The organism is Pseudoalteromonas arabiensis, assembly GCF_001550155.1.
GTDB classification, from domain to species: domain Bacteria; phylum Pseudomonadota; class Gammaproteobacteria; order Enterobacterales; family Alteromonadaceae; genus Pseudoalteromonas; species Pseudoalteromonas arabiensis.
The window spans coordinates 487197-512669 of the sequence record NZ_LRUF01000026.1 but is presented as its reverse complement, the minus strand read 5'-3'; the positions used below and the strand labels follow the sequence as shown (position 1 = coordinate 512669).

General features: G+C 40.8%; 20 protein-coding genes. 6 read left to right on the top strand and 14 right to left on the bottom strand.

The features are described from left to right. The first annotated feature begins 16 nt into the window (after window positions 1-16). Window positions 17-670, top strand: a complete 654-nt coding sequence (lipB, locus tag PAARA_RS19480) for a lipoyl(octanoyl) transferase LipB (protein ID WP_083515365.1) — start codon at window positions 17-19, stop codon at window positions 668-670. Further along, window positions 667-1632, top strand: coding sequence for a lipoyl synthase (lipA, locus tag PAARA_RS19475; protein ID WP_062570641.1), 966 nt, complete (start codon window positions 667-669; stop codon window positions 1630-1632). Before lipB ends, lipA begins: the two co-directional genes overlap by 4 nt. Window positions 1633-1668: 36 nt before the next feature. On the opposite strand, the gene PAARA_RS19470 is transcribed toward lipA, so the two are convergent. Further along, a complete protein-coding gene (locus PAARA_RS19470) occupies window positions 1669-2175 on the bottom strand; it encodes a YdcF family protein (protein ID WP_062570640.1) in 507 nt (168 codons plus the stop codon). 9 nt (window positions 2176-2184) lie between these two features. Further along, window positions 2185-2778: a TetR/AcrR family transcriptional regulator gene (locus PAARA_RS19465; protein ID WP_062570639.1), complete on the bottom strand. Its 594-nt coding sequence runs from the start codon at window positions 2776-2778 to the stop codon at window positions 2185-2187. Between the two features lie 399 nt (window positions 2779-3177). On the opposite strand from PAARA_RS19465, the gene PAARA_RS19460 reads away from it, so the two are divergent. Next, the gene (locus tag PAARA_RS19460) at window positions 3178-4800 is read left to right on the top strand and encodes a M28 family metallopeptidase (RefSeq protein ID WP_083515372.1); all 1623 of its coding nucleotides are present in this window, start codon (window positions 3178-3180) and stop codon (window positions 4798-4800) included. Window positions 4801-4881: 81 nt separating this feature from the next. Here PAARA_RS19460 and PAARA_RS19455 read toward each other — a convergent pair whose 3' ends face one another. From PAARA_RS19455 to fabB, 6 genes are all read right to left on the bottom strand, one after another. Next, window positions 4882-5313: a hypothetical protein gene (locus PAARA_RS19455; protein ID WP_062570638.1), complete on the bottom strand. Its 432-nt coding sequence runs from the start codon at window positions 5311-5313 to the stop codon at window positions 4882-4884. A gap of 129 nt (window positions 5314-5442) precedes the next feature. Beyond that, a complete protein-coding gene (locus tag PAARA_RS19450) occupies window positions 5443-6408 on the bottom strand; it encodes an alpha/beta fold hydrolase (protein ID WP_062570637.1) in 966 nt (321 codons plus the stop codon). A gap of 344 nt (window positions 6409-6752) precedes the next feature. Further along, the gene (locus tag PAARA_RS19445; RefSeq protein WP_062570636.1) at window positions 6753-11012 is read right to left on the bottom strand and encodes a FimV/HubP family polar landmark protein; all 4260 of its coding nucleotides are present in this window, start codon (window positions 11010-11012) and stop codon (window positions 6753-6755) included. Between the two features lie 322 nt (window positions 11013-11334). Continuing rightward, entirely contained in the window at window positions 11335-12351 is a 1017-nt protein-coding gene (locus PAARA_RS19440; RefSeq protein WP_062570635.1) for an aspartate-semialdehyde dehydrogenase, read from the bottom strand. 31 nt (window positions 12352-12382) lie between these two features. Continuing rightward, the gene (locus PAARA_RS19435; protein WP_062570634.1) at window positions 12383-13504 is read right to left on the bottom strand and encodes a 4-phosphoerythronate dehydrogenase; all 1122 of its coding nucleotides are present in this window, start codon (window positions 13502-13504) and stop codon (window positions 12383-12385) included. Between the two features lie 161 nt (window positions 13505-13665). Further along, window positions 13666-14880: a beta-ketoacyl-ACP synthase I gene (gene fabB / locus PAARA_RS19430; RefSeq protein WP_062570633.1), complete on the bottom strand. Its 1215-nt coding sequence runs from the start codon at window positions 14878-14880 to the stop codon at window positions 13666-13668. A 179-nt stretch (window positions 14881-15059) separates the two neighbouring features. Between fabB and mnmC the strand changes: the two genes are divergently transcribed. Beyond that, window positions 15060-17093 (top strand): bifunctional tRNA (5-methylaminomethyl-2-thiouridine)(34)-methyltransferase MnmC2/FAD-dependent 5-carboxymethylaminomethyl-2-thiouridine(34) oxidoreductase MnmC1, encoded by a 2034-nt coding sequence (mnmC, locus tag PAARA_RS19425; protein WP_062570632.1) that lies wholly within the window; start codon window positions 15060-15062, stop codon window positions 17091-17093. A gap of 27 nt (window positions 17094-17120) precedes the next feature. Here the strand turns inward: mnmC and PAARA_RS19420 are convergent, their stop codons facing one another. Next, on the bottom strand, window positions 17121-18578 hold the full coding sequence (locus PAARA_RS19420) for an OmpA family protein (RefSeq protein WP_062570631.1): 1458 nt from the start codon (window positions 18576-18578) through the stop codon (window positions 17121-17123). Window positions 18579-18734: 156 nt separating this feature from the next. On the opposite strand from PAARA_RS19420, the gene PAARA_RS19415 reads away from it, so the two are divergent. Beyond that, the gene (locus PAARA_RS19415; RefSeq protein WP_062570630.1) at window positions 18735-19373 is read left to right on the top strand and encodes an SDR family oxidoreductase; all 639 of its coding nucleotides are present in this window, start codon (window positions 18735-18737) and stop codon (window positions 19371-19373) included. On the opposite strand, the gene PAARA_RS19410 is transcribed toward PAARA_RS19415, so the two are convergent. Beyond that, the gene (locus PAARA_RS19410; RefSeq protein WP_062570805.1) at window positions 19366-20130 is read right to left on the bottom strand and encodes a sulfite exporter TauE/SafE family protein; all 765 of its coding nucleotides are present in this window, start codon (window positions 20128-20130) and stop codon (window positions 19366-19368) included. The two genes, PAARA_RS19415 and PAARA_RS19410, sit on opposite strands and share 8 nt — an antisense overlap. A gap of 208 nt (window positions 20131-20338) precedes the next feature. Here PAARA_RS19410 and PAARA_RS19405 point away from each other — a divergent pair, with 208 nt between their 5' ends. Further along, window positions 20339-21046: an enoyl-CoA hydratase/isomerase family protein gene (locus tag PAARA_RS19405; protein WP_245220006.1), complete on the top strand. Its 708-nt coding sequence runs from the start codon at window positions 20339-20341 to the stop codon at window positions 21044-21046. A gap of 228 nt (window positions 21047-21274) precedes the next feature. Here PAARA_RS19405 and PAARA_RS19400 read toward each other — a convergent pair whose 3' ends face one another. The 4 genes from PAARA_RS19400 to PAARA_RS19385 form a co-directional block, all read right to left on the bottom strand. Next, window positions 21275-21529, bottom strand: coding sequence for a hypothetical protein (locus PAARA_RS19400; protein WP_062570628.1), 255 nt, complete (start codon window positions 21527-21529; stop codon window positions 21275-21277). 119 nt (window positions 21530-21648) lie between these two features. Further along, entirely contained in the window at window positions 21649-22494 is an 846-nt protein-coding gene (locus PAARA_RS19395; protein WP_157066242.1) for a hypothetical protein, read from the bottom strand. 70 nt (window positions 22495-22564) lie between these two features. Next, a complete protein-coding gene (locus PAARA_RS19390) occupies window positions 22565-25090 on the bottom strand; it encodes a host specificity factor TipJ family phage tail protein (protein WP_062570626.1) in 2526 nt (841 codons plus the stop codon). After that, window positions 25074-25415, bottom strand: coding sequence for a hypothetical protein (locus tag PAARA_RS19385; RefSeq protein WP_245220004.1), 342 nt, complete (start codon window positions 25413-25415; stop codon window positions 25074-25076). The genes PAARA_RS19390 and PAARA_RS19385 overlap by 17 nt, the downstream gene beginning before the upstream one ends. Window positions 25416-25473 lie beyond the last annotated feature (58 nt).

Below are 25473 nucleotides of genomic sequence, written 5' to 3'. Positions count from 1 at the left end.
GATTACGGAGTAAGTCGTGAGCGAAAGAGAATTAATCGTTCGTCAGTTAGGTCGTCAGCGTTACATGCCTATTTGGCAAAAAATGCAATCTTTTACTGATACTCGTGATGAACATACCGCGGATGAAATCTGGTTAGTAGAACACGAACCAGTATTTACACAAGGCCAAGCTGGTAAAGCAGAACACTTGCTAAACACGGGTGATATTGAAGTTATTCAAGTGGATCGTGGTGGCCAAGTTACCTATCACGGACCAGGCCAACAAATGATGTACGTGCTGTTTAATTTACGTCGTTTAAATATTGGTGTGCGTGAACTCGTCACTTGGTTAGAAGAGTGTATTATAGATACGCTTAAAGATTATGATATTGATGCTTACGCCAAAGCCGATGCACCGGGTGTCTACGTAAACGATAGTAAAGTAGCCTCACTTGGTCTTCGTGTCCGTCGCGGCTGCTCTTTTCACGGTTTAGCACTGAATGTAAACATGGATTTAGCGCCTTTTTTACGGATCAATCCATGCGGCTATGCAGGTATGAACATGGTGCAAACAACTGACCTAAATGGCCCACAAAACCTCGAGCAAGCAGGTGCAGGGCTTGTAAAACACATGATTAAAAAGCTTAATGCTACTGTGGTTAAGCACACTGAAGGGTTTGAAAACGAATGAATAAACCAGTCAAAATGGAACCAGGCGTAAAACTGCGTGATGCAGAGAAAATGGCACTGATCCCAGTTAAAGTTTTACCAACTGAAAAAAACGAGATGTTGCGTAAGCCAGAATGGCTAAAAATTCGCTTACCAAAATCAACCGAACGTATTGATGGCATTAAACAAGCTATGCGTAAGCATGGTTTACACTCAGTATGTGAAGAAGCATCGTGCCCTAACCTATCTGAATGTTTCAACCACGGTACTGCGACCTTTATGATTCTAGGTGCAATTTGTACACGTCGCTGTCCATTCTGTGATGTTGCCCACGGCCGTCCATTAAAGCCAGATGCTGCAGAGCCAGAGAAACTGGCACTGACTATCAAAGATATGAAGCTAAGCTACGTTGTAATCACATCAGTTGATCGTGATGATTTACGCGATGGTGGTGCACAACACTTTGCTGATTGTATCCGCGAGATTCGCAAGCATAACCCTGCGATCACAATTGAAATCCTTGTGCCTGATTTCCGTGGCCGTATGGACCGTGCGCTTGATATCTTAATTGAAACACCCCCTGATGTATTTAATCATAACCTAGAGACTGCACCGCGTTTATACAAGCTTGCTCGTCCAGGGGCTGACTATAAATGGTCACTAGAGCTATTACGCCGTTTTAAAGAAGCACACCCTAATGTGAAAACGAAATCTGGCTTGATGGTAGGTTTAGGTGAAGAAATTAGCGAAATTGAAGAAGTGCTACGCGACCTTCGCGAAAATAACGTTGATATGCTAACTGTAGGTCAATACCTACAACCATCTAAACACCACCTAGCAGTAAAGCGTTACGTGCCGCCAGTAGAGTTTGATGCCTTAAAAGACTATGCAGATGAGATTGGCTTTACGCATGCTGCCTGCGGCCCGTTTGTTCGCTCAAGCTATCATGCTGACCAACAAGCAGCTGGTAAAGAAGTAAAATAATACGCCAATATATAAAACTAAAAAAGCCGCGATATTTTATAATTCGCGGTTTTTTAGTTGCTTAATATTCTCTTCTTCTCTGAGCATTGCAGACTGCTCATGAGCGTATAGTTTAACAAGTTCAGCTTCAGAGATGGGCGTTATAGCCGACACAGTCTGCAAAATCATAGAAGGAAACACGTGCTTAAAAACATACCCAACACGCTCAATGTGAAACTCTGAACTGACTAAAATTAACTTTTGAATGCCCGCTGCTTCTAAAATAGGTTTTGCAAGTGTCGCATCTTCTAACGTAAACCGGCTGGGTGCATTATCTAAAAAAACTTTTTCAGCAACCCCTAAGCTCATTAAATATCGCTGCGTTAAATAACCATGTGGGTGAGCACTGAGATTAAAACTACCGTACCCCCCAGTACATAAAATATAGCTATCTGGGTTATTTAAATACACCTCGAATGCTTTATCACAACGACTTTTTGCAATTACCGATAAGCTGCCATCCGCGTCATTAGGTGCACCGAGTACGACAATCCCTGTTTTCATTTGCAGTCCTTAAACTTGGTATCGGGCTAAAAACATTTTAACCGTTTGCCTAATGATCTCTGTGTTAGCTTTACTGTCTTGTTGCTCAACCCCATAAAGTAACGGATAAAAAATTAATGACTTTAATTGGTAGACAAACTGTTTAGCTGCAAACTCTGCATCTTCAACTTGTAGTTTTTGAGCAAGCGTGGCTTGTTCTAAAAACGTCACTAAATCTTGCATACACCCCATACTATTGTTAGCAAGTGATTTGGCCAAGTCAGGTTGCTGTAACATCTGCATAAAGGCAACTTTTGCTACTTTTAAAAACGCCTTAGAAGTTAATAAAGCAACTTCTTGTTCGGCTATTTGTGTAAGCTGCTCATTGACGGGTTTATCGCTATTAAAGAGCACAGCATTGTCTTTACGTACTTTTTCAAACATAAAGACTAAAATAGCCTGAAACAACACATCCTTATTCTCAAAGTGGTTGTAAACCGTTCGCTTCGAAACCCCAGCTACACTCGCTACCTGATCCATACTGGTATGCTCAAACCCTTGTTGAAAAAAAAGAGTTTCTGCAGCATTTAAAATATCTAATCGCTTTCTTTGTGATAATTTCATCGACCCCTCCGATTACCTAGCCAGTGTAACGCAAAAACAAAAATTGCACTATATGGTTTACTTTTGATGTAAACCATGAAAACGACACTAAACAGTGTAACTTTAGTGGCAATATAAAATTTCTAACATAGCTAGCAATCGCCACTCAGCACAATTAACAGGCGGCAAGTTTCACAATAGCGCTCAAGTTGAAAGACCTCGCTTTAAGAAAACACGAGGTATCTTAAAACGATTCATTTCTGGAAAGAAGATTGATGCAGAGCCCAATAGTAGTAAAATTGAAAGGATGAAAGTGCATGACTATCCCTTTATCCTGAATAATTAGTTATTGAAAGCGTCTTTGTGGACAGCCTCACTCCCTGCTAATATAGTGAGGATATGTTCAATAAACCAGACAAAATGATGATAACCCACTTAAAATACGCAAGCCTAGCCTTTGCAATTGGTTTAGCGGGCTGCTCAGAGCCTGCATCAAATACCAGTGAAAGCGTAATAAACAATGAAACTGTGAGCATTGATAATGTACGTTCACATATTAAAACACTTGCTTCTGATGAATTTTTAGGTCGTGGACCACTCACTGAAGGCGAAACACTAACAATTAACTACCTAGCAAATGAATACAAAAAGCTTGGCCTTACAGGTAGCTACAAAGGCGAGTTTTTGCAACCTGTTACTATGGCCAAACTCACGCCTGATCAAAACATGACATTGAAAGTGGGTGATTTAAGCTTTAATGCGGGTAGTGATTTTACCGCCCGTACGCAGCAAATTAACCCTGAGATAAACATCGATGGTTCTGATGTTGTGTTTGTTGGCTACGGTATTAAAGCGCCAGAATACAACTGGAATGACTTTGCTGATATTGATGTCAAAGGCAAAACAATCATAGTACTTGTTAATGATCCAGGTTTTGCTACTCAAGATGAGACACTATTCACTGGTAATGCGATGACCTATTATGGTCGTTGGACTTACAAATACGAAGAAGGCGCACGTCAAGGTGCAAAAGCTGTTTTCATCGTCCACGAAACAGCCCCTGCTGCTTACCCTTGGGGCGTTGTAGAAAGCTCTAATACCGGCAGTAAATATACCTTAATCGACCAAGATAAAAATGCCTCAGACGTTCCTGTTATGGGTTGGATTGATGAACAAGCTGCCAATGAAATATTCGCGCAAGCAGGTTTTGATTATCAAACTGAAAAAGCTAACGCATTAAAAGCAGACTTTCGACCCGTTGATTTAAAAGCTAAGGCCGAACTGACGCTTAAAAGTGATATTTCACAAGCAAAATCTCATAATGTGGTTGCTACACTCACTGGTAGTCAAACCCCTGAAGAGTACATTGTTATTGGTGCACATTGGGATCATTTTGGTACCAAGCAAACTGATGATGGTCTGAAGATTTACAATGGTGCTGTTGATAATGCATCTGGGAGCGCAGCGACAATTGAAATTGCTCGCATTCTTAGTGAAATGCACAAGAAAAAGCCATTTAAACGCTCTATTATCTTCGCCAACTTCACCGCAGAAGAAACAGGCTTAATTGGCTCTGAGCAGTTTGCTACCGGTGAGATTGTGCCTACAAAACACATGGTGGCACTACTAAACATTGATGGCATGAATGTGCTTGATGGCGTTGATTACATTTTACAATACGGCAAAGGCATGTCTGAAATGGAAGACTACCTAGCTGATGCAGCCAAAGCACAAGGCCGCCACGTCAAAATGGACCCAAGACCACAAAACGGTCTGTTTTTCCGCTCAGACCACTTCTCTTTAGCTAAACAAGGTGTGCCTAGCTTGTTGTTTATGAGCCTAGGTGATACTGATCCAGACTACATTGCTCATAAATACCATAAAGAAGCAGATGACTATTCGCCACAATGGTCAATGGGTGGCGTTGAGCAAGATATTGAACTGATTGTTGATATTGCTGCCAAGCTTGCCAATAACGGTGATTGGCCAAAGTGGAAAGCTGATTCTGACTTCAAAGCTCGCCGTTTAGAAGATAGGAAATAATTAAGCATTCGCTGAATGACGCTAACTCGAACAATCAGACTCGATGAATGAAATTGAATTTGATTGTTCGAATTTTTTGCCTTATTCATTTAATTTTTCACCTGCAGGGGGCGCTTTAAAATCTTCTATCGATAAATAACCGATTTCCTTATGGGTATTTAGCCGCTCTTCGCTCATCTCATTGGGAAATACCAACGATGGATCCTTACTAATATCCGAAGTAAAAAACATTTTGTAATAATAAAGCTTGCCCTTTTTATATTCCTTTATCACAGTGAAATGGCTTTTTTCCAGCTCTGTTCCAATTGAAGTTGCCGCAGCAATTATAGAGAACGCACCTTGAGCATCCGTGTCAATAATATCAACCTCTAAAATAGAAAAATTTGAGCCTCTTTCTATTTCTTCAATCGTCATCTTAAACCCCTTTTGATCGTAGGCTTTATAGTAGAGCTCGTCTCCTTTAGCGCTTAGGTTCATCGACAAAAATAATACGAGAGTTATTAGATATTTCATTACATCTTCCTTAATACAACTTCCTTTATTCAGGGCGTCTCCGCCTCTAGCTAAACTCTGAAGCGGCGCCTAACACCTGCCGGAATTGGTTTGTTAAATATCACTCAGCAAACGATATGCTAAAAATGCTTAACTATGCTTTTTTATAAAGTCGAGCACGGCATTATTAAATAATTCAGGTTGTTCCCACTGAACAGCATGCCCAGCCTCTGGGACGATAAGCGTTTCACTATGAGGAACTTCTCGAGCAGCTGCTCGCATCATAGAAGGCGGTTGATATAAATCAGCTCCCCCTGTAATAAAAAAGGTAGGTATATTAGCGTTTCTAATTTTTTCCCATGTGATTTTACTCTTAGCTTCTTGCCCATGCCAAACTCCATCCCCTCTCGATTTTTTGGCCATTTCAACCCATTCTCTAACGCCATCAGGGTGGGCCCAGCGGTAAGAAGCTCCTAACTCTTTAAATTCGGGCGGCAAGTCAGAAAAAGCTTTAGGCAGAATAAAGTCTAACCGTTCATCTATATTTTTATCCCATAAGCCGAATAAGCTGCAAACGATTGTCATACTGAGTAGTTTTTCAGGGTAAGAAACAACATAATCCGAAACGGCGAAGCCTCCTGCGGCCAAACCCAGAATATGAAATTTCTCTATGCTTAAAAACTCAACTAATGCATTAAGATCATCAGCATAATTGCCTGTATCATCTTTTGAGCCAGCGGGTGAGCCAAAATAACCTCTCCTAGAGTAGGCAACTGTTCTAAAGCCAGCTTTTGCAAAAACAGGTTGTTGATAAGGCCAAGTTAATGCACTCCCCCTACCTGGGTGTGAAAGAATAATGACAGGCCCCTCGCCACCTGTGTCCCAATAATAAAGTCCAGCTCCTCCTGAAAGAGGTAAGACACCTTCGGTTGCAGGAACCTGTTTTGGTATAGGTAAATATTTAGGCTCTATTTTACTTGCATTAACAGGTGTGCCATTTGTTTGCGCCTGAGCATTTCCAACAACAGTACCAGCGACTGCAATGGTTGCCATTGCGGTCGCTTTTTTTAGTAAGTCTCTTCGGCTGTTACTGATTTTTCCTACTTGTTTTTTCATTCTGCTTCCCTGAACACACATTAAATCACAGTAATTATTAATGCTTACCTGCCAGTAGGTGTCATTAAATAAATACCAAGCTTATGCCATAACACTAAGCCAAATTTCCAATTACTTAAGGCCGAAAAATAGCACTAACTTTTTAATTTTAACAAGTTAGCAGCATTATTTATGAATGACAATTAGATTCTATACTGTAATAAGCAAGTGATGAACTAGGCAAAAGTCAATTTTTTCAGCATATGAAGCACGATGAGTTTGGATATAAAAAGACCCCCAGTAATTGGATTATCCAACGAGTGGGGGTCACTTCAAATAGCTCGGTTTTCTAGTCAAAAATGACTTTACCCGTTAAGCTTCGCCTTTAGCGACTGTGCCTCTGCTTGCACTTCATCTGGGCCGTTGTTGATGACATCTTCAATAGCCTGTAAAGCTGAATCAAAATCGTCAATTTCAATATATGCTCTTGCTAAATCAAGCTTGGCAGAATAACCACCGCTCTCTGCATCAACGTCTGTTGGGTTATCACCTGCTAGTAAATCATTAAAGTCACTTAAGCCGACATCCATATCCACATCGTCATAAGGCTCGTAATCAAGCGCTTCATCATCACTTTGCTCTAGCAGTGAATCAATATCCACAAACTCATCACTGGCCGTAGTCTCTGTTGAAGTGCTGTCAGGTTCTGTAGCTTCTAGCTCATCATTATTTAAGTCGTCAATTTGTAGGTCTTCATTTAGAAGCGCATTAAAATCAACATCAAATTCACTGGCATCGGCAACATGGCTATCATCAGGTTCGGCAAGTTCATTCAATAACGCATCAAAGTCTGTTTGCGTAAGATCAGCCATGAAATCATCGTCGATATCATCATCTGAAATATCACTGAAGTCATCCGTTGAAGCTGGCTCTTTATCAGCTAATGTCTGCTCCTGTTCGTGCTCAGTACCTAAGTCAAGTAGGTTATCATCTTCTTGTGTGTTCTCGTCATCAGAGTCAAGTAAGTCATCTTCTGTAAACTCATTGTCGATGAGAATCTCATCGTCAAAGTCATCGTCTAGCTGATCGACACTCGCCGTGGCAAGAGAGTCTGCTAAGTCTTGCTCTGCTTGACTCGGGGTTAACTCTGTTTCATTGGTTGTTTCGTCGGCAATCTCGTCTGCTTCTAATTCATCAAATTCAAGCTCTGGATACTCTTCCAACTCTTGGCTTGGGGTAACCATATCTTGTGATAATGGCTCATCGTCAGCGTCTAAATCAACGTCATCGACAGGCTCTTCTTCAGCGAGCGGATCATCGCCAAGATCGATTTCTACTTCTTCAAAATCTTCATTTGGTTCATCTATTGACCAGTCAGGTGCTGCGACATACTCTTCCTCTTCACCAATTTCGCTAAGAAGCTCATCAACACTCTTTAATGATGGATCATCATATTCATCTAAGCTATCGTCATCATCTAGCAAGTCATCACTGTTTTCACTAAAGTCAGTATTGATAGCTTCATCAATATCAACTTCGTCAATGTCTGCATCATCGTTTAACTCCGATGCAAGCTCCTCTACGCGGGCATCATCAATTGCTTGTTCTGCATCAGCAAGATCTTCGAGTGAGTCAGTGAGATTTTCATCATGCTCAGATAAGGGCTCTGAATCAGAGAGTTCTGAAATTTGTGCTTGCGTATCTTGCTTTAATTCATTTGCCTCTTGTATTAGCTCATCAATATCATCAAGTGCTAATTCGTCATCACCATTGAGTGAATCATCTAATTCATCCTCATCGGTAAGCGAGTCAATATCATCGACATCGAGTACATCATCAATGTCGTCTTCATCAACAAGTGCATCCGCATCCGGCTCAACGTGTGCTGGCTCATCCGCTTGCTCTTCTGCGGCTTCGTCGATAAGTGAGTCAATATCTTCAACATCGAGTGCATCATCAATGTCGTCTTCATCAACAAATGTATCCGCATCTGGCTCATCCGCTTGCTCTTCTGCGGCTTCATCGATAAGTGAGTCAATGTCATCGACATCAAGCTCGTCTTCATCAACAAGTGCATCCGCATCTGGCTCATCCGCTTGCTCTTCTGCGGCTTCATCGGTGAGTGAGTCAATATCATCGACATCAAGTGCGTCATCAATCTCGTCTTCATCAACAAGTGCATCCGCGTCTGGCTCAACGTATGCAGGCTCATCTGCTTGCTCTTCTGCGGCTTCATCGATAAGTGAGTCAATATCATCGACATCGAGTGCATCATCAATCTCGTCTTCATCAACAAGTGCATCCGCATCTAGCTCAACGTGTGCTGGCTCATCCGCTTGCTCTTGTGCGGTTTCATCGATGAGTGAGTCAATATCATCGACATCGAGTGCATCATCAATCTCGTCTTCATCAACAAGTGCATCCGCATCTGGCTCCACGTGTGCTGGCTCATCCGCTTGCTCTTCTGTAGCTTCAGCGGTGAGTGAGTCAATATCATCTAAATCAATGTCATCTTCATCAACGAGTGAATCAGCGTCTGGTTCAACTGGAGCTTGTTCATCGTTTTGCTCTTCTGCGGCTTCGTCGATAAGTGAGTCAATATCATCTAAATCAAAGCCTTCCTCAATATCATCTTCATCAACGAGTGCATCCGCGTCTGGTTCAACTGGAGCTTGTTTATCGTTTTGCTCTTCTGCGGCTTCGTCGATAAGAGAGTCGATATCATCGACATCGAGTGCATCATCAATCTCATCTTCATCAACGAGTGCAGCAGCGTCTGGCTCAACTGGAGCTTGTTCATCGTTTTGATCTTGTGCGGCTTCGTCGATAAGTGAGTCAATGTCATCTAGGTCAAAGTCGTCCTCTATTTCATCTTCATCAACGAGTGCATCAGCGTCTGGTTCAACTGGAGCTTGTTCATCGTTTTGCTCTTCTGCGGCTTCGTCGATAAGTGAGTCAATATCATCTAGGTCAAAGGCATCCTCTGCTTCATCTACATCAACAAGATCACCTTCTTCAACAGGTGCTGGTTCAGAGTCGTCTGTTTGTGCTTCATCGATTAAACTATCTATATCGAAATCGTCTTCATCGATCAGTTCCGCATCAGGCTCAGTTGAAGGTTCGTCGAGTAGATCATCAATATCATCGTTATCAATACTTGCTTGTGTATCATCTGCTGCGTCTTGTTGCTCATCAATCAAGCTATCGATATCAAAGTCTTCTTCGGCAAGTTCTTCACTTAAGGCGGCCATTTCATCATTTGAAGAGCTTGATTCAAGCGAATCATCAAGGCTGTCATCGTTTTCAAATAAATTATCAATATCATCGGCGCTTAAAATATCACCAGATGTGTCTGCACCTGATGCTTCGCTATCGAGATCAATTTCATCGCCTAAGCCGTCATCATCAGATTGGTCAAAGTCTTGCTGTAAGAATGAATCAAGTTCATCATCTTCAATCGCTTGTTCTGGCGTATCATCATTAAAGACAATATCGTCACTCAAGAGTCCTTCAAGCTCGTCTTGATTTAAAACATTATCATCGTCTTCATCAAAGGCATCATCTATGCTGTCATCAAAAATAATGTCATCATCAGGCAGCATATCTTGCTCTAAATCGTCATCATCTAGACGAACACTGAGATCATCGCTATCTTGCTCAGGCTCAGGTACAAGCGGATCAGAGTCAATTATAGGATCTAGCTCTTCTTCGGAAGAGAAGCTTGGGCTCTGCGGCAAAAACTCATCGTCATCTGTCGACTCTGGTTCACTGCGGTTGCGTTTTTTCAAAAACATAATCACGCCGCCAATAACCAGTAATGCAGGAATAAACATTAATGCGCCCAGAACAAATGGGTTGCTCAAAAGAGACGAAAAGTTAATCCCACTGTCCTGTTCAATCTTTTTTGCTCTTTGCTGCTCAATTATTTCGTTTTGCTTATCAATCAGCTCTTTAAGTTGCTTTTGAATTTCGCTATCTTGGCCCAGCTGATTACGAACAGTTTCAAGCTCTTTAGAAATACCCGTAAGTTGGTTTTTTAACTTATTGTTCTCTTCTAAAATCTCTTCAACATTTTCTACAGAGGACTTAAATTGCTTTTGCAACTCAACCAGTTGCGTACCCTGCTCAGCTTTAATGGTGTTAATTTCTTGCTTTAACTCTTGTTTAGCTTCATCAACATCAACTTTACGGGCTTGCGTTACTTTCTTTTGAGATTCATTAATTTGTGCTGTCGTTAACGTGCCATTTTTCTTTCTTTCCCATAATTCATCGTCTTGCTCAGAACGTGCTTTTGCAAGCGTTGCGTTAACAGCTCGCATTTCCGCAATTGTAGGGATTTTAAGATAGGCGCCATCACGCATGTGATTAAGGTTTTGATCAAGAAACGATGATGGATTTTTCTCATACAGAGCCTGCATGACTTGATAGATACTCACTGAGTTATCAGGGCGAACTTTAGCCGCAATACGCCATAAAGTATCGGTCGGCTTAATTGGACCAATTGAGCGCCCCTGCGCACCATAATCGACACCTTTGGGGCCTTTAAGAGTGGTGCCTTCATTAGAGTAAGTTGGTGTTATCACCAATGCAGACGCTAATAAAAAGAGTGTAGCTAAACCGCGCATGCTGATCCTTTCGTGTTTTAAATGTTAACGCAGCAACTGTCGTTGCTTAAACATTGAGTAATTCTTGCAGAATTGAATTCTTAATTATGTTTTCTTGCAAACTCTATTCCAGCTGCAAACTATAAACCAGTTGGGCTACAATATCTATTGCAACACATTGATAGTAAATAGCTTAAATAATCGCGGCTGAGATATATTTTTATTGTTATGGTTAAGTTTATACGCTTTTACGGCGTATGCGGCAATAATTTGGCAGTGAATTCACAAAAAAAGCGGCAACTCGCCGCTTTCTCCGTTTTTAATTCAGCCTAAATCATCAGATTTAAAGATAGTTTGCAATTAGCTCTTCTGCAATTTGCACACTATTTGTGGCTGCGCCTTTACGAGTGTTATCACTCACAACCCACATATTTAGTCCGTGCGGATGAGAAATATCTGCACGCAGACGACCTACGTAAACAGTATCGTTGCCGCTTGCATCAGAGACCGCTGTTGGGTAATCGGCTAAATCATCAATAAGCTCAACCCCCTCGGCATCATGTAGTAACTGTTTTACATGTTCTAAATCAACCGGCATACGCGTTTCAATGTTAATTGCTTCACTGTGGCCAAAAAATACTGGCACACGCACACACGTAGGGTTAACAACAACACTGCTATCACCAAGGATTTTCTGTGTTTCGTTTACCATTTTCATTTCTTCACGCGTGTAGCCATTGTCTTCAAAACTATCGATTTGAGGAATAACGTTAAACGCAATCTGTTTAGGAAAAACAGCATTATCCATAGGGCGTGCATTCATTAAGTTTGCTGTTTGTTTTGCCAGCTCATCAACCGCTTCTTTACCTGCACCTGACACGGCTTGGTAGGTAGACACATTGATACGATCAATACCGTAGGCATCATAAATTGGTTTCAATGCCACTAGCATTTGAATGGTCGAGCAATTTGGGTTGGCAATAATATTACGGTTTCTAAAATCAGCTAAGCTTGATGCGTTCACTTCAGGAATAACAAGGGGTACATCAAAATCGTTTCTAAAGTGCGATGTGTTATCGATAACAACACACCCTGCTTCTGCAGCTATTGGTGCATACTTTTCAGAGACACTGCCACCAGCTGAGAATAAACCAATGTGTGCTTGGCTAAAGTCAAACCCCTCTACATCAAGTACTTCAATCGCTTCACCGCGAAATTGAATTTCTTCACCTGCGCTACGGCTGCTTGCAAGTAAAAATAATTGGTCAACTGGGAACTTACGATCTTCTAACGTATCGATAATTTGGCGACCTACTAAACCTGTGGCACCTAAAACTGCAACATTAAATTTTTGCGACATGTGTTTTCCTCATGAGAATAAAGCTAATGCTCTATTCATTAATTCTAAATCCCAGTGCAGCTAATGTAGCTTCACACGCACTGTTTGCGGCCACCGACAAAGTATTAAACTCACGTCGTGGCGGATAATTTTTACGTAAGCTATCAAAGCCCTCACTACTAAGCTTGCTGCGCAAGATACCATCATCACGACGCACATCATAAATTAAATGCACCAGTCGGCCGATATCATCCAAGCAAAATGTTTCGCCTAGTGTGACGGCATGACAAATAGGTTCTGGTAGAAAATCTTCTAACGATTTAAGTGCAGCAACCCCTTCTAGTTCACAGACTTTTTGGTAAAGCATTTGCGTACCGCGCGCTTTTCCTTCCTGTGTATGCCCTGCAATGTGTACGCTGGCAAAGCGCACGTGATCAAGCAGAGGGGTCAATATAGTGGGTTCGTTTTCCCATACATCAAGTACACAGTCTAATTTTGCACCTTGCTCAAACACGTCAAGTAACGCTTGATTATCAATCACATCGCCACGGCTTGCATTAATAATGGTCATACCTGGCTTAAGTGCGCTCAGGCGTGCTTTATCTAGCATATGCAACGTTTTATGTGGGCCGTGTTTCACTAAAGGAACATGAAAACTAACAATATCGGCATTAGCTAATAGAGTGTCTAAATCAGTATGGTTGGGGAGTTCACCTGCTTCGTGCTTTGGCGGATCACATAATAGAAGTGTCATTCCTAACTGACTTAGCTTATCGCGTAAACAACTACCAATGCTGCCAACACCTACAATTCCAAGAGTTTTACCTTGCAAAGAGCTGGCATTTTCTTGGCTTAAAGCATATAGGCTACTAACTACGTACTCTGCAACCGCCACGGCATTACAACCAGGTGCACTGCTAAAGGCAATATTTCGCTCAGCAAGTAATTCAGTATCAATATGATCAACACCTATGGTTGCTGTACCCACAAATTTTAATTTATCTGCTTGAGTTAATAAGGCTTTATCTACGCTTGTAACAGAACGCGTTAAAAGTATATCAACCCCTTTAAGTTGCTCAGGCTTTAGGTTACGGCCATCAAATCGCTCAACATCACCAAAATCAGCAAAGTACTGCTCAACCAATGGCATATTTTGATCTGCAAGAATTTTCATCTGTGTGTCCGAGAAGCAGAAAAGTGGCGCTATTGTAACTAAATAATCAGCTTTCGGATAGTTAACAGCTCTGAGGATTTTGCCGTTATCTATAAAAAACTGACGTGCTTAAAAACAAAAAAGCCGAGCAAAAGCTCGGCTTTCATACAAACAAGATAAAATTAACCTTTGTATTTGCTCATAACAAGCGTGGCGTTCGTTCCACCAAAACCAAAACTGTTAGACATAACAGTATTTAATTCTACATCTTGACGCTCTGTCACGATGTTTAAGCCTTGTGCTTGTTCATCTAACTCATCAATATTAATTGAAGGTGCTACAAAGTTATTTTCAAGCATAAGTAGTGAGAAAATCGCTTCATGAACACCGGCCGCACCTAATGCGTGACCAGTCATTGCTTTGGTTGCACTGATCATTGGAGAGTTACCACCAAATACTTCTTGGATTGCGCCTAACTCTTTTACATCACCTACAGGTGTTGAAGTACCGTGTGTATTTAAATAATCAATACCGCCTTCGATACCTTGCATCGCTTGCTTCATACAACGTACAGCACCTTCACCTGATGGTGCTACCATGTCGTAACCATCAGACGTTGCACCATAACCTGTGATCTCTGCATAGATGTGCGCACCACGAGCAAGCGCATGTTCAAGTTCTTCAACAACAACGATACCGCCACCGCCAGAGATAACAAAGCCATCACGGTTTGCATCGTACGTACGCGATGCTTTTTCTGGTGTTTCGTTGTATTTCGTTGACAATGCACCCATTGCATCGAATTCCATTGCCAGTGTCCAGTGCAGTTCTTCACCGCCACCTGCAAAAATAACGTCTTGCTTACCTAGTTGAATTTGTTCAACCGCATGACCAATACAGTGTGCAGATGTCGCACATGCAGAGCTAATTGAATAGTTAACACCTTTAATTTTAAATGGTGTTGCCAGACACGCCGAGGTGGTGCTCGCCATTGTACGTGGAACCATGTACGGGCCTACACGTTTTACACCTTTTTCACGTAGGATGTCTGCGGCTTCTACTTGCCATTTAGATGAACCACCACCTGAACCCACTAATAAACCTGTGCGCTCGTTCGAAACTTGCTCTTCGTTAAGGCCAGCATCTGCAATTGCTTGTGCCATTGAGATATAGGCATATGCAGCCGCATCGCCCATAAAACGCATTGCTTTACGATCAACAAATTCTTTAACATCAATATCGATTTTGCCAGATACGTTACTACGTAGGTTGTAATCAGCAAATTCTTGGTTGAACGCAATACCACTGCGACCCTGTTTTAATGATTCTAATACTTCTTCTTTGTTGTTACCGATGCTTGATACAACACCGATGCCCGTAATAACGGCTCTTCTCATGGGTAATTACCTTAGCTATATACTAAATTATGTTCTATTTTACGCTGAAATTACTCTCGAAGTGGTCAGCTTTCTAGCGTACACATGTACTCTGAATGTGTAGCTTATAAATAACGCCAGACTATTTCAAAGAAAACACGTAAAATAATGAAAAAAATTCGTTGTTATTTAGTTAAGTCATGATCAAAAACGCAAATATTCATTTTAATCACCTTGGTACACCCGTCGCCGATGAATTTGGCGATGTTTATTTCTCCAATGACGATGGCTTAGCTGAATCGCATTATGTGTTTTATCAACAAAACAATATCTCGCAACGATTACAAAATCATGACCGCAACCACTTTGTGATTGCCGAAACGGGCTTTGGTACAGGGCTTAACTTTTTAAACACATGGCAGCATTTTGCTGCTCACCTTGATAGGCAGCATGCAGAGCAAGAAGTTCAAAATCAACACGACCTTAATCTAAATAACTCCGTTAAACGCTTACATTTTATCTCGTTTGAAAAATATCCAATTAAACGTGATGATCTTGCTGATGCACTCAAGGCATGGCCTACACTAGCCCTTTATAGTGAACAACTTATTGCAAACTACCCTATCAATTTAGCGGGATGTCACAGGCTCGAGTTTGCTAATGGCCGTGTTGTACTTGATCTCTACTTTGGCGATGTACAAGACAGCATTGATGCTATGAGCTATACAAGTGAAGGCATCATTGATGCTTGGTACCTCGATGGCTTTGCCCCCAGTAAAAACCCCGATATGTGGCAACAGAGCCTATTTAATAAAATGCGCACTATTTCGCGCAGTAAAGCCACCCTTGCCACCTTCACCGCAGCAGGATTTGTAAGACGAGGTTTAATAGAGGCTGGCTTTACTATAGGCAAAGCGAAGGGCTATGGTAAAAAACGTGAAATGCTCATTGGCGAATTAGCAAAACCAAATGAGCAACAATCTGCTCCTGCTTATTTTTCTCACCAGACGAGCAAGTTAAACAATGTGGCTGTGATTGGCGGCGGTATAGCCAGTAGCAGCGTACTATATTCACTGGCTAAAAGAGGGATTAGTACCTCATTATTTTGCCAAGATGAAGCACTTGCCATGGGCGCTTCACATAATGTTCAGGGCGCTGTTTACCCGCACCTACAAGCCAAAAACTCACCGCATAGCGAAATGTTTGCCCATAGTTTTTTATATGCTATGCGCCTTTATCAGCAATTACTTGATGCTGGCTTTGACTACCCTCACCAATGGTGTGGTGTGTTACAACATGCAGTAAAACAAGGCCTTGCCGATAAGCATCAAAACCTTGCCAATAAAGAGCTCTGGCCAACTGAACTAATGCGTAATGTTAGCGCCTGCGAAGGTGATGAAATTGCTGGTGTTGACACAGGCTATTCAGGTGTATTTTTTGAAAAAGGCGGCTGGGTCAACCCACCAGCACTGGTAACAGCACTATTTAATGCGGCCAACTCACTAAGCACGATTAGCAGTCATTTTAATTGCCATATTAAACAGCTCGAAAAAACCGCCGCAGGTTGGCTTTTACATACACAAGAGCAAACATTTGGCCCATTTAGCGATGTGATTAATTGTGCAGGTGAGCACAGCGACCAATTTAGCCAAACTCAAGCATTACCCGTTGTAGGCGTTCGAGGACAAGTTTCACATGTTCAAGCAAGCGCATTCTCAAAGCGCTTAAAGACCGTGCTCTGTCACAAAGGTTATTTTACACCTGAGTATCAAGGCCATCACTGCATGGGAGCGACATTTGAAAAAAACTCGAAAAGCCGCGAAATAAAACAGCAAGACAACCAAACAAACCGCGAGCAATTACTTAGCTTTTACCCAAACAGCGAGTTTGCCAACTCCTTAGGTGAGATAACCGCAGCAAAAGCCGCGGTAAGATGTACCTTTATCGATCATCTGCCCATGGCTGGTGAATGGGCAGAGCAAAGTGACTATACCAGCGCATTTGCTAATTTAAGGCTAGGTAAACGCTATCAATACCTAACCTTAGAAAAACCTCAGCAAGGGCTGCATATACTCACAGGGTTTGGGGCGAGAGGACTCTGTAGCGCTCCTTTATGTGCCGAGCATTTAATTGCCTGCTTGAGTGATGAGCCAAGACCATTTAGCGAGCGAGTGAGCCAAGCGATCCACCCTGCCCGCTTTATAGTGCGTGACCTTATTCGCAATAAAATTTAACAAGGGGCTTACAAGCCCCCACCATGTTTAATTCGTTAATCGTTCAACAAGCTCTACTCGCCTATTAAGCTGACGACCTAAGTCGTTTTTGTTCGTTGCGGCAGGTGCATAGGGCCCTACACCGTAGCCTGTTAAACGCGATTCTTTAATACCGTATTGAGCCACAAGTGCTTTAACAACCGCTTTGGCACGTTTGGATGACAGCGTTAAGTTATACTCAGGGCTACCTTTATCATCGGTGTGGCCAACCACGTACAGGTTTAAACGTTTATTTTTATTTAAAACATCAGCAATCACTTTTAATGATTCCGCTGACTCAGGCTTGATATCTGCTTTGTCGTAATCAAAGAAAATACCATAAATAGCCGCTTTCCCTTTTTGCTCTAGTTGTTTTAATACCTGATCGGGGTTGGTTTTAACTAGACCCTCTTGTAATGGCTCTGTTCGAATAACAACAAGTTGAACACGCGTGTTACCTTGGTAGTTACCAACAAAAAAACCGACATACGTTGTTTGATTCTCGACTGTACTTTTCATTAGCTGATAACGGGGCTGACGGTGATAGTTGTACACCTGTTTTATTGCTATATGATCGCCGAGCGCTTGTATTGCTTTTCTGTCCTTGCCACAGGTTTGGTGCTCACAACTAAACACCGTTTCAAACCCTTCTTTTATCAATGCAGATACATAATTGTGGTAAATTTTAAGTGTTGATACTTGCCTAATTACATAGGTAATGCGGGTAATATCCCCTGTCACTTTTTCAACAGGTAATTGTTTAGTGTTTGTATCGAATGCACCAACTGGCAACGAAAACTCTTCATAGTCAATCTGTTCATATGATTCGATATAACTACCAGGGTAACGGCTTAATAATGGGTGGTCTTTAGAGCCTCTTTCATCATCTTTTGCTGCTTTAGCTACGTTGTTATTTTGCTGTTTTGCAAAGCCAGCTGCATCCGCTTTAATTAACCCTGTTTCAATCTCTTTTACTGCCACGGAAGAAACCATAACACGGGTTTTATTCTGATATCGACCAGCAAAAACCGTCACTGCAAAGTCAGGGGCTTCACCTTTCGTTGCATAAATATAATAAGGTTTACGGTGGTAATTATACGGGTTGAAATAGCTCACTGTGTCAGCAAAATCGCTGCTTGTACCACATGATTCAAGTTCACATGAGTAAGCTATTTTAAAGCCATCTGCTACGAGTGCTGCTTTATAGTTTTCAATCACTTTAAGGGTAGCCACATTCTTAATTTCATATAAATTATGACTAACATCACCAATATGCTCAGTATAACTAAAGCGATTTGCTGCTTTTTGGGTCATATCAAATTGGCTCACCAATTTAGTTTGCTCGCCTGCTAAATTAATTGAGCTTTCAAGTTCACTATTTGGGTAAGGTGAAATAAGGGGCTTTGCCGAGATTGAATAGCTAAAAATGGCCGTTAGTAATACTAAGGCTTTTGAAAATGTTTTCACTTAGAGTCCTTTTTAAAATATCCATGTACCTAGTTTAGACTATGCCAAAATTCACTTTTTAATTCAAAGTTTGATTTACCCCCTTTAAAAATAAATAGATACCCCAAGGTCTTTAGTTAACGACGAAAATTACCCAATAGATAGAAGGAGTTTGAAATGAAAACCTTAATCATAGGTGCAAGTGGGCAAATCGGTAAAATGACCACTCAAAAAATGCTGAGCGAAGGCAATGATGTGGTGGCACTGGTTCGTGATAAAAACAAGCTAGCCGGTATTGAGCACAATAATTTAACCATTGTTGAACAAGACCTTGAAAACGACTTTAGTCGTGCTTTTGAGGGAATAGAGCAAGTGATTTTCAGCGCCGGCTCAGGTGGCGCAACGGGTGCAGACAAAACACTACTCATTGATTTATGGGCCGCAGTTAAAGCTATAAATTATGCAGTAGATGCCAAAGTGAACCATTTTATTATGGTGAGCTCAATTGGCGCAGATGCACCAGACAACATCGAAAGCAGCATTAAGCCCTATTTAGTAGCTAAGCATATGGCTGATCAACACCTCATACAAAGTGGGCTAAATCACACCATTATAAGACCAGGTACGTTACTGGATGATAAGGCCACAGGAGTGTTCACAACAACCCGACCAGCGACACGTCAAGATGCTGTTATTAATCGCGAAGACGTTGCCGACGCGTTAGTCTATATCGCGACGAAAGAGTCTAAAAACTCACAGGTTTTTGAGCTATTTAATGGCGATAAACCATTAAGCGAATTACCTGCTTTTAATTAAGTGCGTAGCTTATTCCTTGCCAAGCAAGTTGCAGGGAAAGCACAGTTAACACTAAACGAAAAATCTTTTTAAATTTGTCGGATGAAATGCGGTGCAATAATTTTAGGCCAAGCCATGTGCCTATTGCACCGCTTAAAATCATTAATATCACCAAAGGTAGCCATTGCCAAAATGCAAAGCCCACTGCACCGTATAAAATCGCTTTTAGCGTGTGCTGAACCGTCATACAGCTTGAAAAAGTGGCTGTAAACTTAAGCTTGTCGTAATTATTCACGTATAAGCAGCTACCAACCAATGGGCCACTTGCCCCCACAAACATCGAAGTAAAGCTTGTCCAAAGCCCTGCAAACACTCGCCATAGTTTTGATGTTTCTCTCAGTTCTGGGGTTACGCCCCAAAGTAAATACAACACAAACACAGCCACAACAATCTTCATTAGCTCTAGCGGGATCGATGTCACAATAGACGATGCCACTAATGCGCCCAGTACACCGCCTAATGAAAAGTATATAAACATCGCCGCATCAATATGCTTAAAGGTAAACAAAAAGCGATTGGCGTTAGAACCAAGCTGCACTAACCCATGTACAGGGATCACCACCCCCATAGGTAGCATTGACGCCATAATCACTAGCAACATTAACCCACCACCCGCACCAAACGCAGCGGAGATCATCGATGTAAAGCCGGCTACTACAATCAATACAATTGTGCTGATCGGACTTAATAACTCACCACCTAATAATTCCCAACTCATTAATTCCATTACGTCGCTTTATCATGTTATTTGATTCAAAACTAACATGCTCGGCAAAGTTAAACGACTGTTTAAACACCTCTTTAGACTAAAAGGTAATCAGTTTAAAAGCATGCAACTGGTCGGACTAGAGGTTTATTTTCATCTGCTGATGGTATATAACTAAGCACACTCAAAGATAAAATAGAAAGCATCCTGCATGGAATTAATGAACGTCAAAACACAAGGCTCTGTAGCCATACTCACCATGGCCGCAGGTGAAAATCGTCACAACCCTGCTTTTGCAAAGGCATTTTTAAACTGCTTAAATGACATTGAAGCCAACCCTGCACACAAAGCACTGGTTATTACTTCAAATGATGAAAAATCATGGAGCCTAGGCATAGACACAGACTGGCTAATGCCCGCTTTAAAAGCGCAAAAGCTAGACGAAGTGAGTGATTTTATGCATGCAATGGACGCAGTATTTAAGCGTTTATTACTATTTCCGATGCCAGTAATTGCCGCCATCAATGGGCATGCGTTTGGCAACGGCGCTATTTTAGCCTGCGCGTGTGATTTTAGATTTATGCAAAGCAACCGTGGTTTTTTCTGCTTTCCAGAAGTAGATTTATCAATTCCGTTTTTACCAGGCATGCTAGCCTTTATTAAAAAAGCCATTCCACACTATCGTTTTAACGAAATGATGCTCACAGGCCGCCGAGTAACCGCAGGCGAACTTGCAAAAGATCATATAATCGAACAAGCCTGCGCAGACAGCGACAGCTTATTTAATACCGCCCTTGAATTTGCCAGCCAGTTCGATAAAAAACGCGCTATTTTTGCCGAGCACAAAAAGCGCCTACACAAACAAATAATCGACACCATTGATATTGAAAATAAACCCATCATCGATGCTGTGCAGTTAGTTGTGTGATGTTTATAAGTAGAGCCTCTAAACCATTAATTTTAGAGGATTTTATGTAATAAAAAAGGCCGCTCTGAGAGCAGCCTTTTTCATATTTGGTGGAGCTGGGGGGATTTGAACCCCTGATAGGATAAGAGCAGACTACATAGGGGTATTGTTTGCTGTAGCTTAATGGTCTACTGTAGTCCTGTTTTGCTATCAGTATGATCCAAAATAGATCCAAAATAGCACTTTAAGCTAAAGCTTCTTAGCTATTTTTATAGCGAACTTTTCAGCTTGAGGTCTTATGTCTTTTGGTGTACCTAGAACAGCAGGAGCGTCTTTTTGATGTTCTAAAATTGCTTCATAAATCTCATCTTTTGTGGGTGTAAATGGTAAGTTTTTTACATTGGATACCGCTAACTTAAAATTAGTTTCATCACTTGGATGACCAGTAAACCAAGTTGGTTTTCGAGCCCAACATCTAAGCGCTTCAAATAGTTGGTCGTTCATATTTCTCTCTCCTTAAGTTTTATGTACAAAAATCATACTAATTAAAAAATTAAAACTATATCAATATATAAAAACCCGCTTAATTAGGGGTTTTTGTTTTCTTTTTTATAATTATTCTTTTAACCTAACTGCATACCATATCTTTTTTTTATCCCTTCTGCCGATTCGCCAAAAAGTTTTGCAATTTTTTCATAGTCACCTATTGGTGATAATTTTAAAAACTCAGCGCTTTTTTGGTCAGAGAAATCAAATTTTATTAACTTAACACTATTCTTAACTTTATTTAGCTTTACTGTTTTTTCGATAACTTTAGGAAACTCCTCTAGAAAGTCCACACATTCTAAAATCAAACTATCAATCATTAAAATACTACGCTCTGTTAGATCTATTAGATTAACTAAATCAATTTTCGAAGAGAGCTTTTTAATATCTTCTGAATTTAATTGAGCATATGAGTTATCAGAACTAGCTTTAACTAGCTCTTGTTTCACTGAAAAGTCTAATTCATTCCGTTTATCTAACATAGTTAGTAATAAATTGTAATTTTTTACTAAAGCTTCAACTCTAGTAATTTGCACCCAGCCATTACCACTTTCAGACTTACTAGTTGGTAAAATGAAAGTTATTTCTGAAATATCTTTTTCCATATGCTGGGCTGTCATTAAAAAGCTAGGTACTTGCATTGCCCTTTTATATGGATCACTACTCAAACTTCCATGGTAATTAACTTTTAAAGCTATCAAGCTAGTCAAGATACCCTGTATATCAATGATCCACCTATTAGAAATGTGCAACTTATTTTTTTCTTCAAGTTTTTTTTCCTGATGTGTAACTGTTTTGTAAGCAATAAACGCCCCTAACAACGAAGTGAAAAAGGCACTACAAATAGGAAAAAAGTAATCTTTAAATAAATTATTTTCTTGCTTGAGTTGCAAAATTGCATTCACGATATCTGTTTTATCCATATTTTTCATTTTTCTAGTTAATTTTTACTCAAACTATAAAAGTTCCGTAATAAAATCAATGTACTTATTTTTAAAAATAAATATTTGGAATTGTGATGCTTGTAGTTGTTGGCGCTGGGCTATCATCATCTAGATAAACTCGTTCATCATCAAGCTCTGCGGTTACTGAAACCTGATCTGTTGATGATGGCTTAATATCTTTTATAAGCACACCATTACACCACCGTGTGGTGATACCAAACATATAAAGAGGTGGCTCGATTGAACCATCAAATACCGGTGTAAAGTCTAAATCAGCATCGATGACGACTTCATTGGAGTCATTGCCGAGCGTAGCATTGTAAGGGCCTGATAGAGTGCCGTCTGGTTTTCTTAAAGCAATAATATGAGTTTGGCCTGTTTGCCATTGCAATTCAGGGTTATCAAGATAGATTGAGCGACCAACATGCCCTATCACAGTACCCGTTTGTTCATAGCCTGGTATATCATCAGCAACTGCACAATAGTCTAGGTACTTTGAATTCAACGCATCCATTTCAGTTTTTAATTCAAACCGAGTACGGCGATATCGACGAATACGACGTTTTCGCATACCAAACTGATACGCTTTATCGCGGTTTGTTATTCCAAAGGCTCTGATTTTTTCTGGGTTAGCACCTTCATCCCCCGGTAACAAACAAAGAATCGTTTCTGACTTCCATGTAACTGGGTCGAAGTACTCGACTTCGATACCATCAGGTTCATCATCATCCATTAACTTAATAGAGCGCTTAAGCATGCCAATATAGTTATCAGGTTGATACATGTGACGGAAGATAGTTCGCTTTTGATCACGTACTGGGGTTATTTTTCCATAATCAATTGTAGGTTCAGCAAAACCTACAGCAAGAACACGCTTAATAACTTCAAAAACAGTACTCTCACTATCAAACACAGCATTAAATTCATCTGCTCGAGCATGCCAAATAGGATGTAATGTATCTAGGGCTTCTAAATTAATTTTGTCGTCGCTATGCCCTGCACTTTTCAATACATGCGCAAAATATGGAGCTATATCAGTTGTTGGCCTTGGTTCGCTCCAAGCGCCATTTTCATACACAGGCAAAATGCGGGTACCAATAACATTAAATTTATTTTCAGCTGTGCCGGCTAAGGCATTTGTGCCACGGATCTTAATTGCTATTGTGGTTAAACCATCATAACTAGTTGCACTATTTAATTCGGCCTTAAGGGCGGTCCAAAATATATCGTCATAAATACGCGTATCGTCAGTTGCTGCTGTGGCTCTTTTTACTCTTACTTCAGGTCTTATTTTAAATGGTAGTGTAACAGGTACCGTTCGCCCTAATTCATCATTTGTTGCATTGGTAAATACTTCATCATCAACTGCTGTCCAGTCTTGAGCACCTTCAGCACGGTACTCTATTTGTACTGTCACAGTACGACTTAAAAAATTACCATCATCATCAAGTTCACCTAAACCTTGAGGTAAACGAAAATCAAACCAAAGTTTGTCTGTAACTTCTCCTGCAGGGCAAGCAAAAAAAGGCCCATTAAATTGGCCGTCACCGCCCCCATCTTCAACTTCTATAGTTGCATTCGAATTAATTTCTGAGATGAAACTTGACCAAATAGGATCATCTTGGGATTGACCATCAACCTTATTTACCTGATTCCCATTAACATTAAGACTTAAAATCTCATAATAACCATCATTTTGCCCTTCAAGGGTACTTGATACAGAAATGATTTCACCGACTTGATAAGGTAGAGGTGATTTATATTTGATTTGACCAATTTCAGGTTCATACTCATTTAAATAAGCAATTATTGTGTCACCATCAAATGTATATGTGTAACGCCCATAGTCTCCCCCTGTTGATGTAACACGCCCTTTCAATTCAATACCGGTACTTCCTGAAGTTGAACCTACTTCACTTGAGGTATAAACATTTCTGAATGCTTCATGGCCTGTTACGTTTTCGCTAGGTTCAAACACCTGTATATCAATATCGCCGGCATAACTTGTTGTTGGAGTATTACCTATGAACATTTCATTGGATAATATTTCATAGCGCCCAACACCTACGCTTAACATTAAATAAAGCCATTGCTCATTATCAATATATTCTCGTCGTGGCATTGTTAAATAGTCAGGGTAAATCTTATGACGCCCTGCTCCTTCAGGGATAATGCCCATAAGTCTAGGCTTATTGCCCTGAGTATTTACATCATAAATGCTGCTGCCATCGGGAGTCGTAGAGTTATAGTTATCGGGGATTTGATTGGCGGTATATACGGCATAACCGACAGCTATAACAGCCACGATTGCATACGCAATTGCTGCTCCGCCTTTTGGCTCAACAATAATACTTACATCATCCGACGCTTTAAATTGATAAGTTTTCCAATTTGTAGGCAATAAGATCTGCTTATTGATAAGTATAGTAAAAAGTGGTTCATCGCTCTCATAATAAGCAGGGACATTTTCAGTCAACCATTCATGAAGTGTCGAACCAACCTTGCATATGCAGGGCTCCATTAGAGACGGATCTAATTTGTTTGGGTAAACCTTGATATCAACCCACGTATTCATAAAATTTAACCTCTTTAAATAACCGTTTGAAGTCATCGATGCTGTCAATGGATGGCCCTTTACGGCGGGATGTGTGCAGTATTTCAAGCTTACCGTCGATCAGTTCAACTGTGCCGATATGAATTAAGCTACCAAACTTAAAACCACACACCACGGCACCTGGTGATGGCTCGCAAGGCCTAAAGCTAGAAACAATTTGTTGATACGCATCAGTAAGCAAACTTTTATCGTCGGGATGAATATGGCCAAACGATTCAAACAATGGTTGACCATAATAGTGATGGAGGCGATGCCGAGTTTGACCCCAACAGTCAAACCCAGACATATCTCGCCCCTCATTCACATATGGAACACTTAAATAATCATTAATTGTGAATACCATA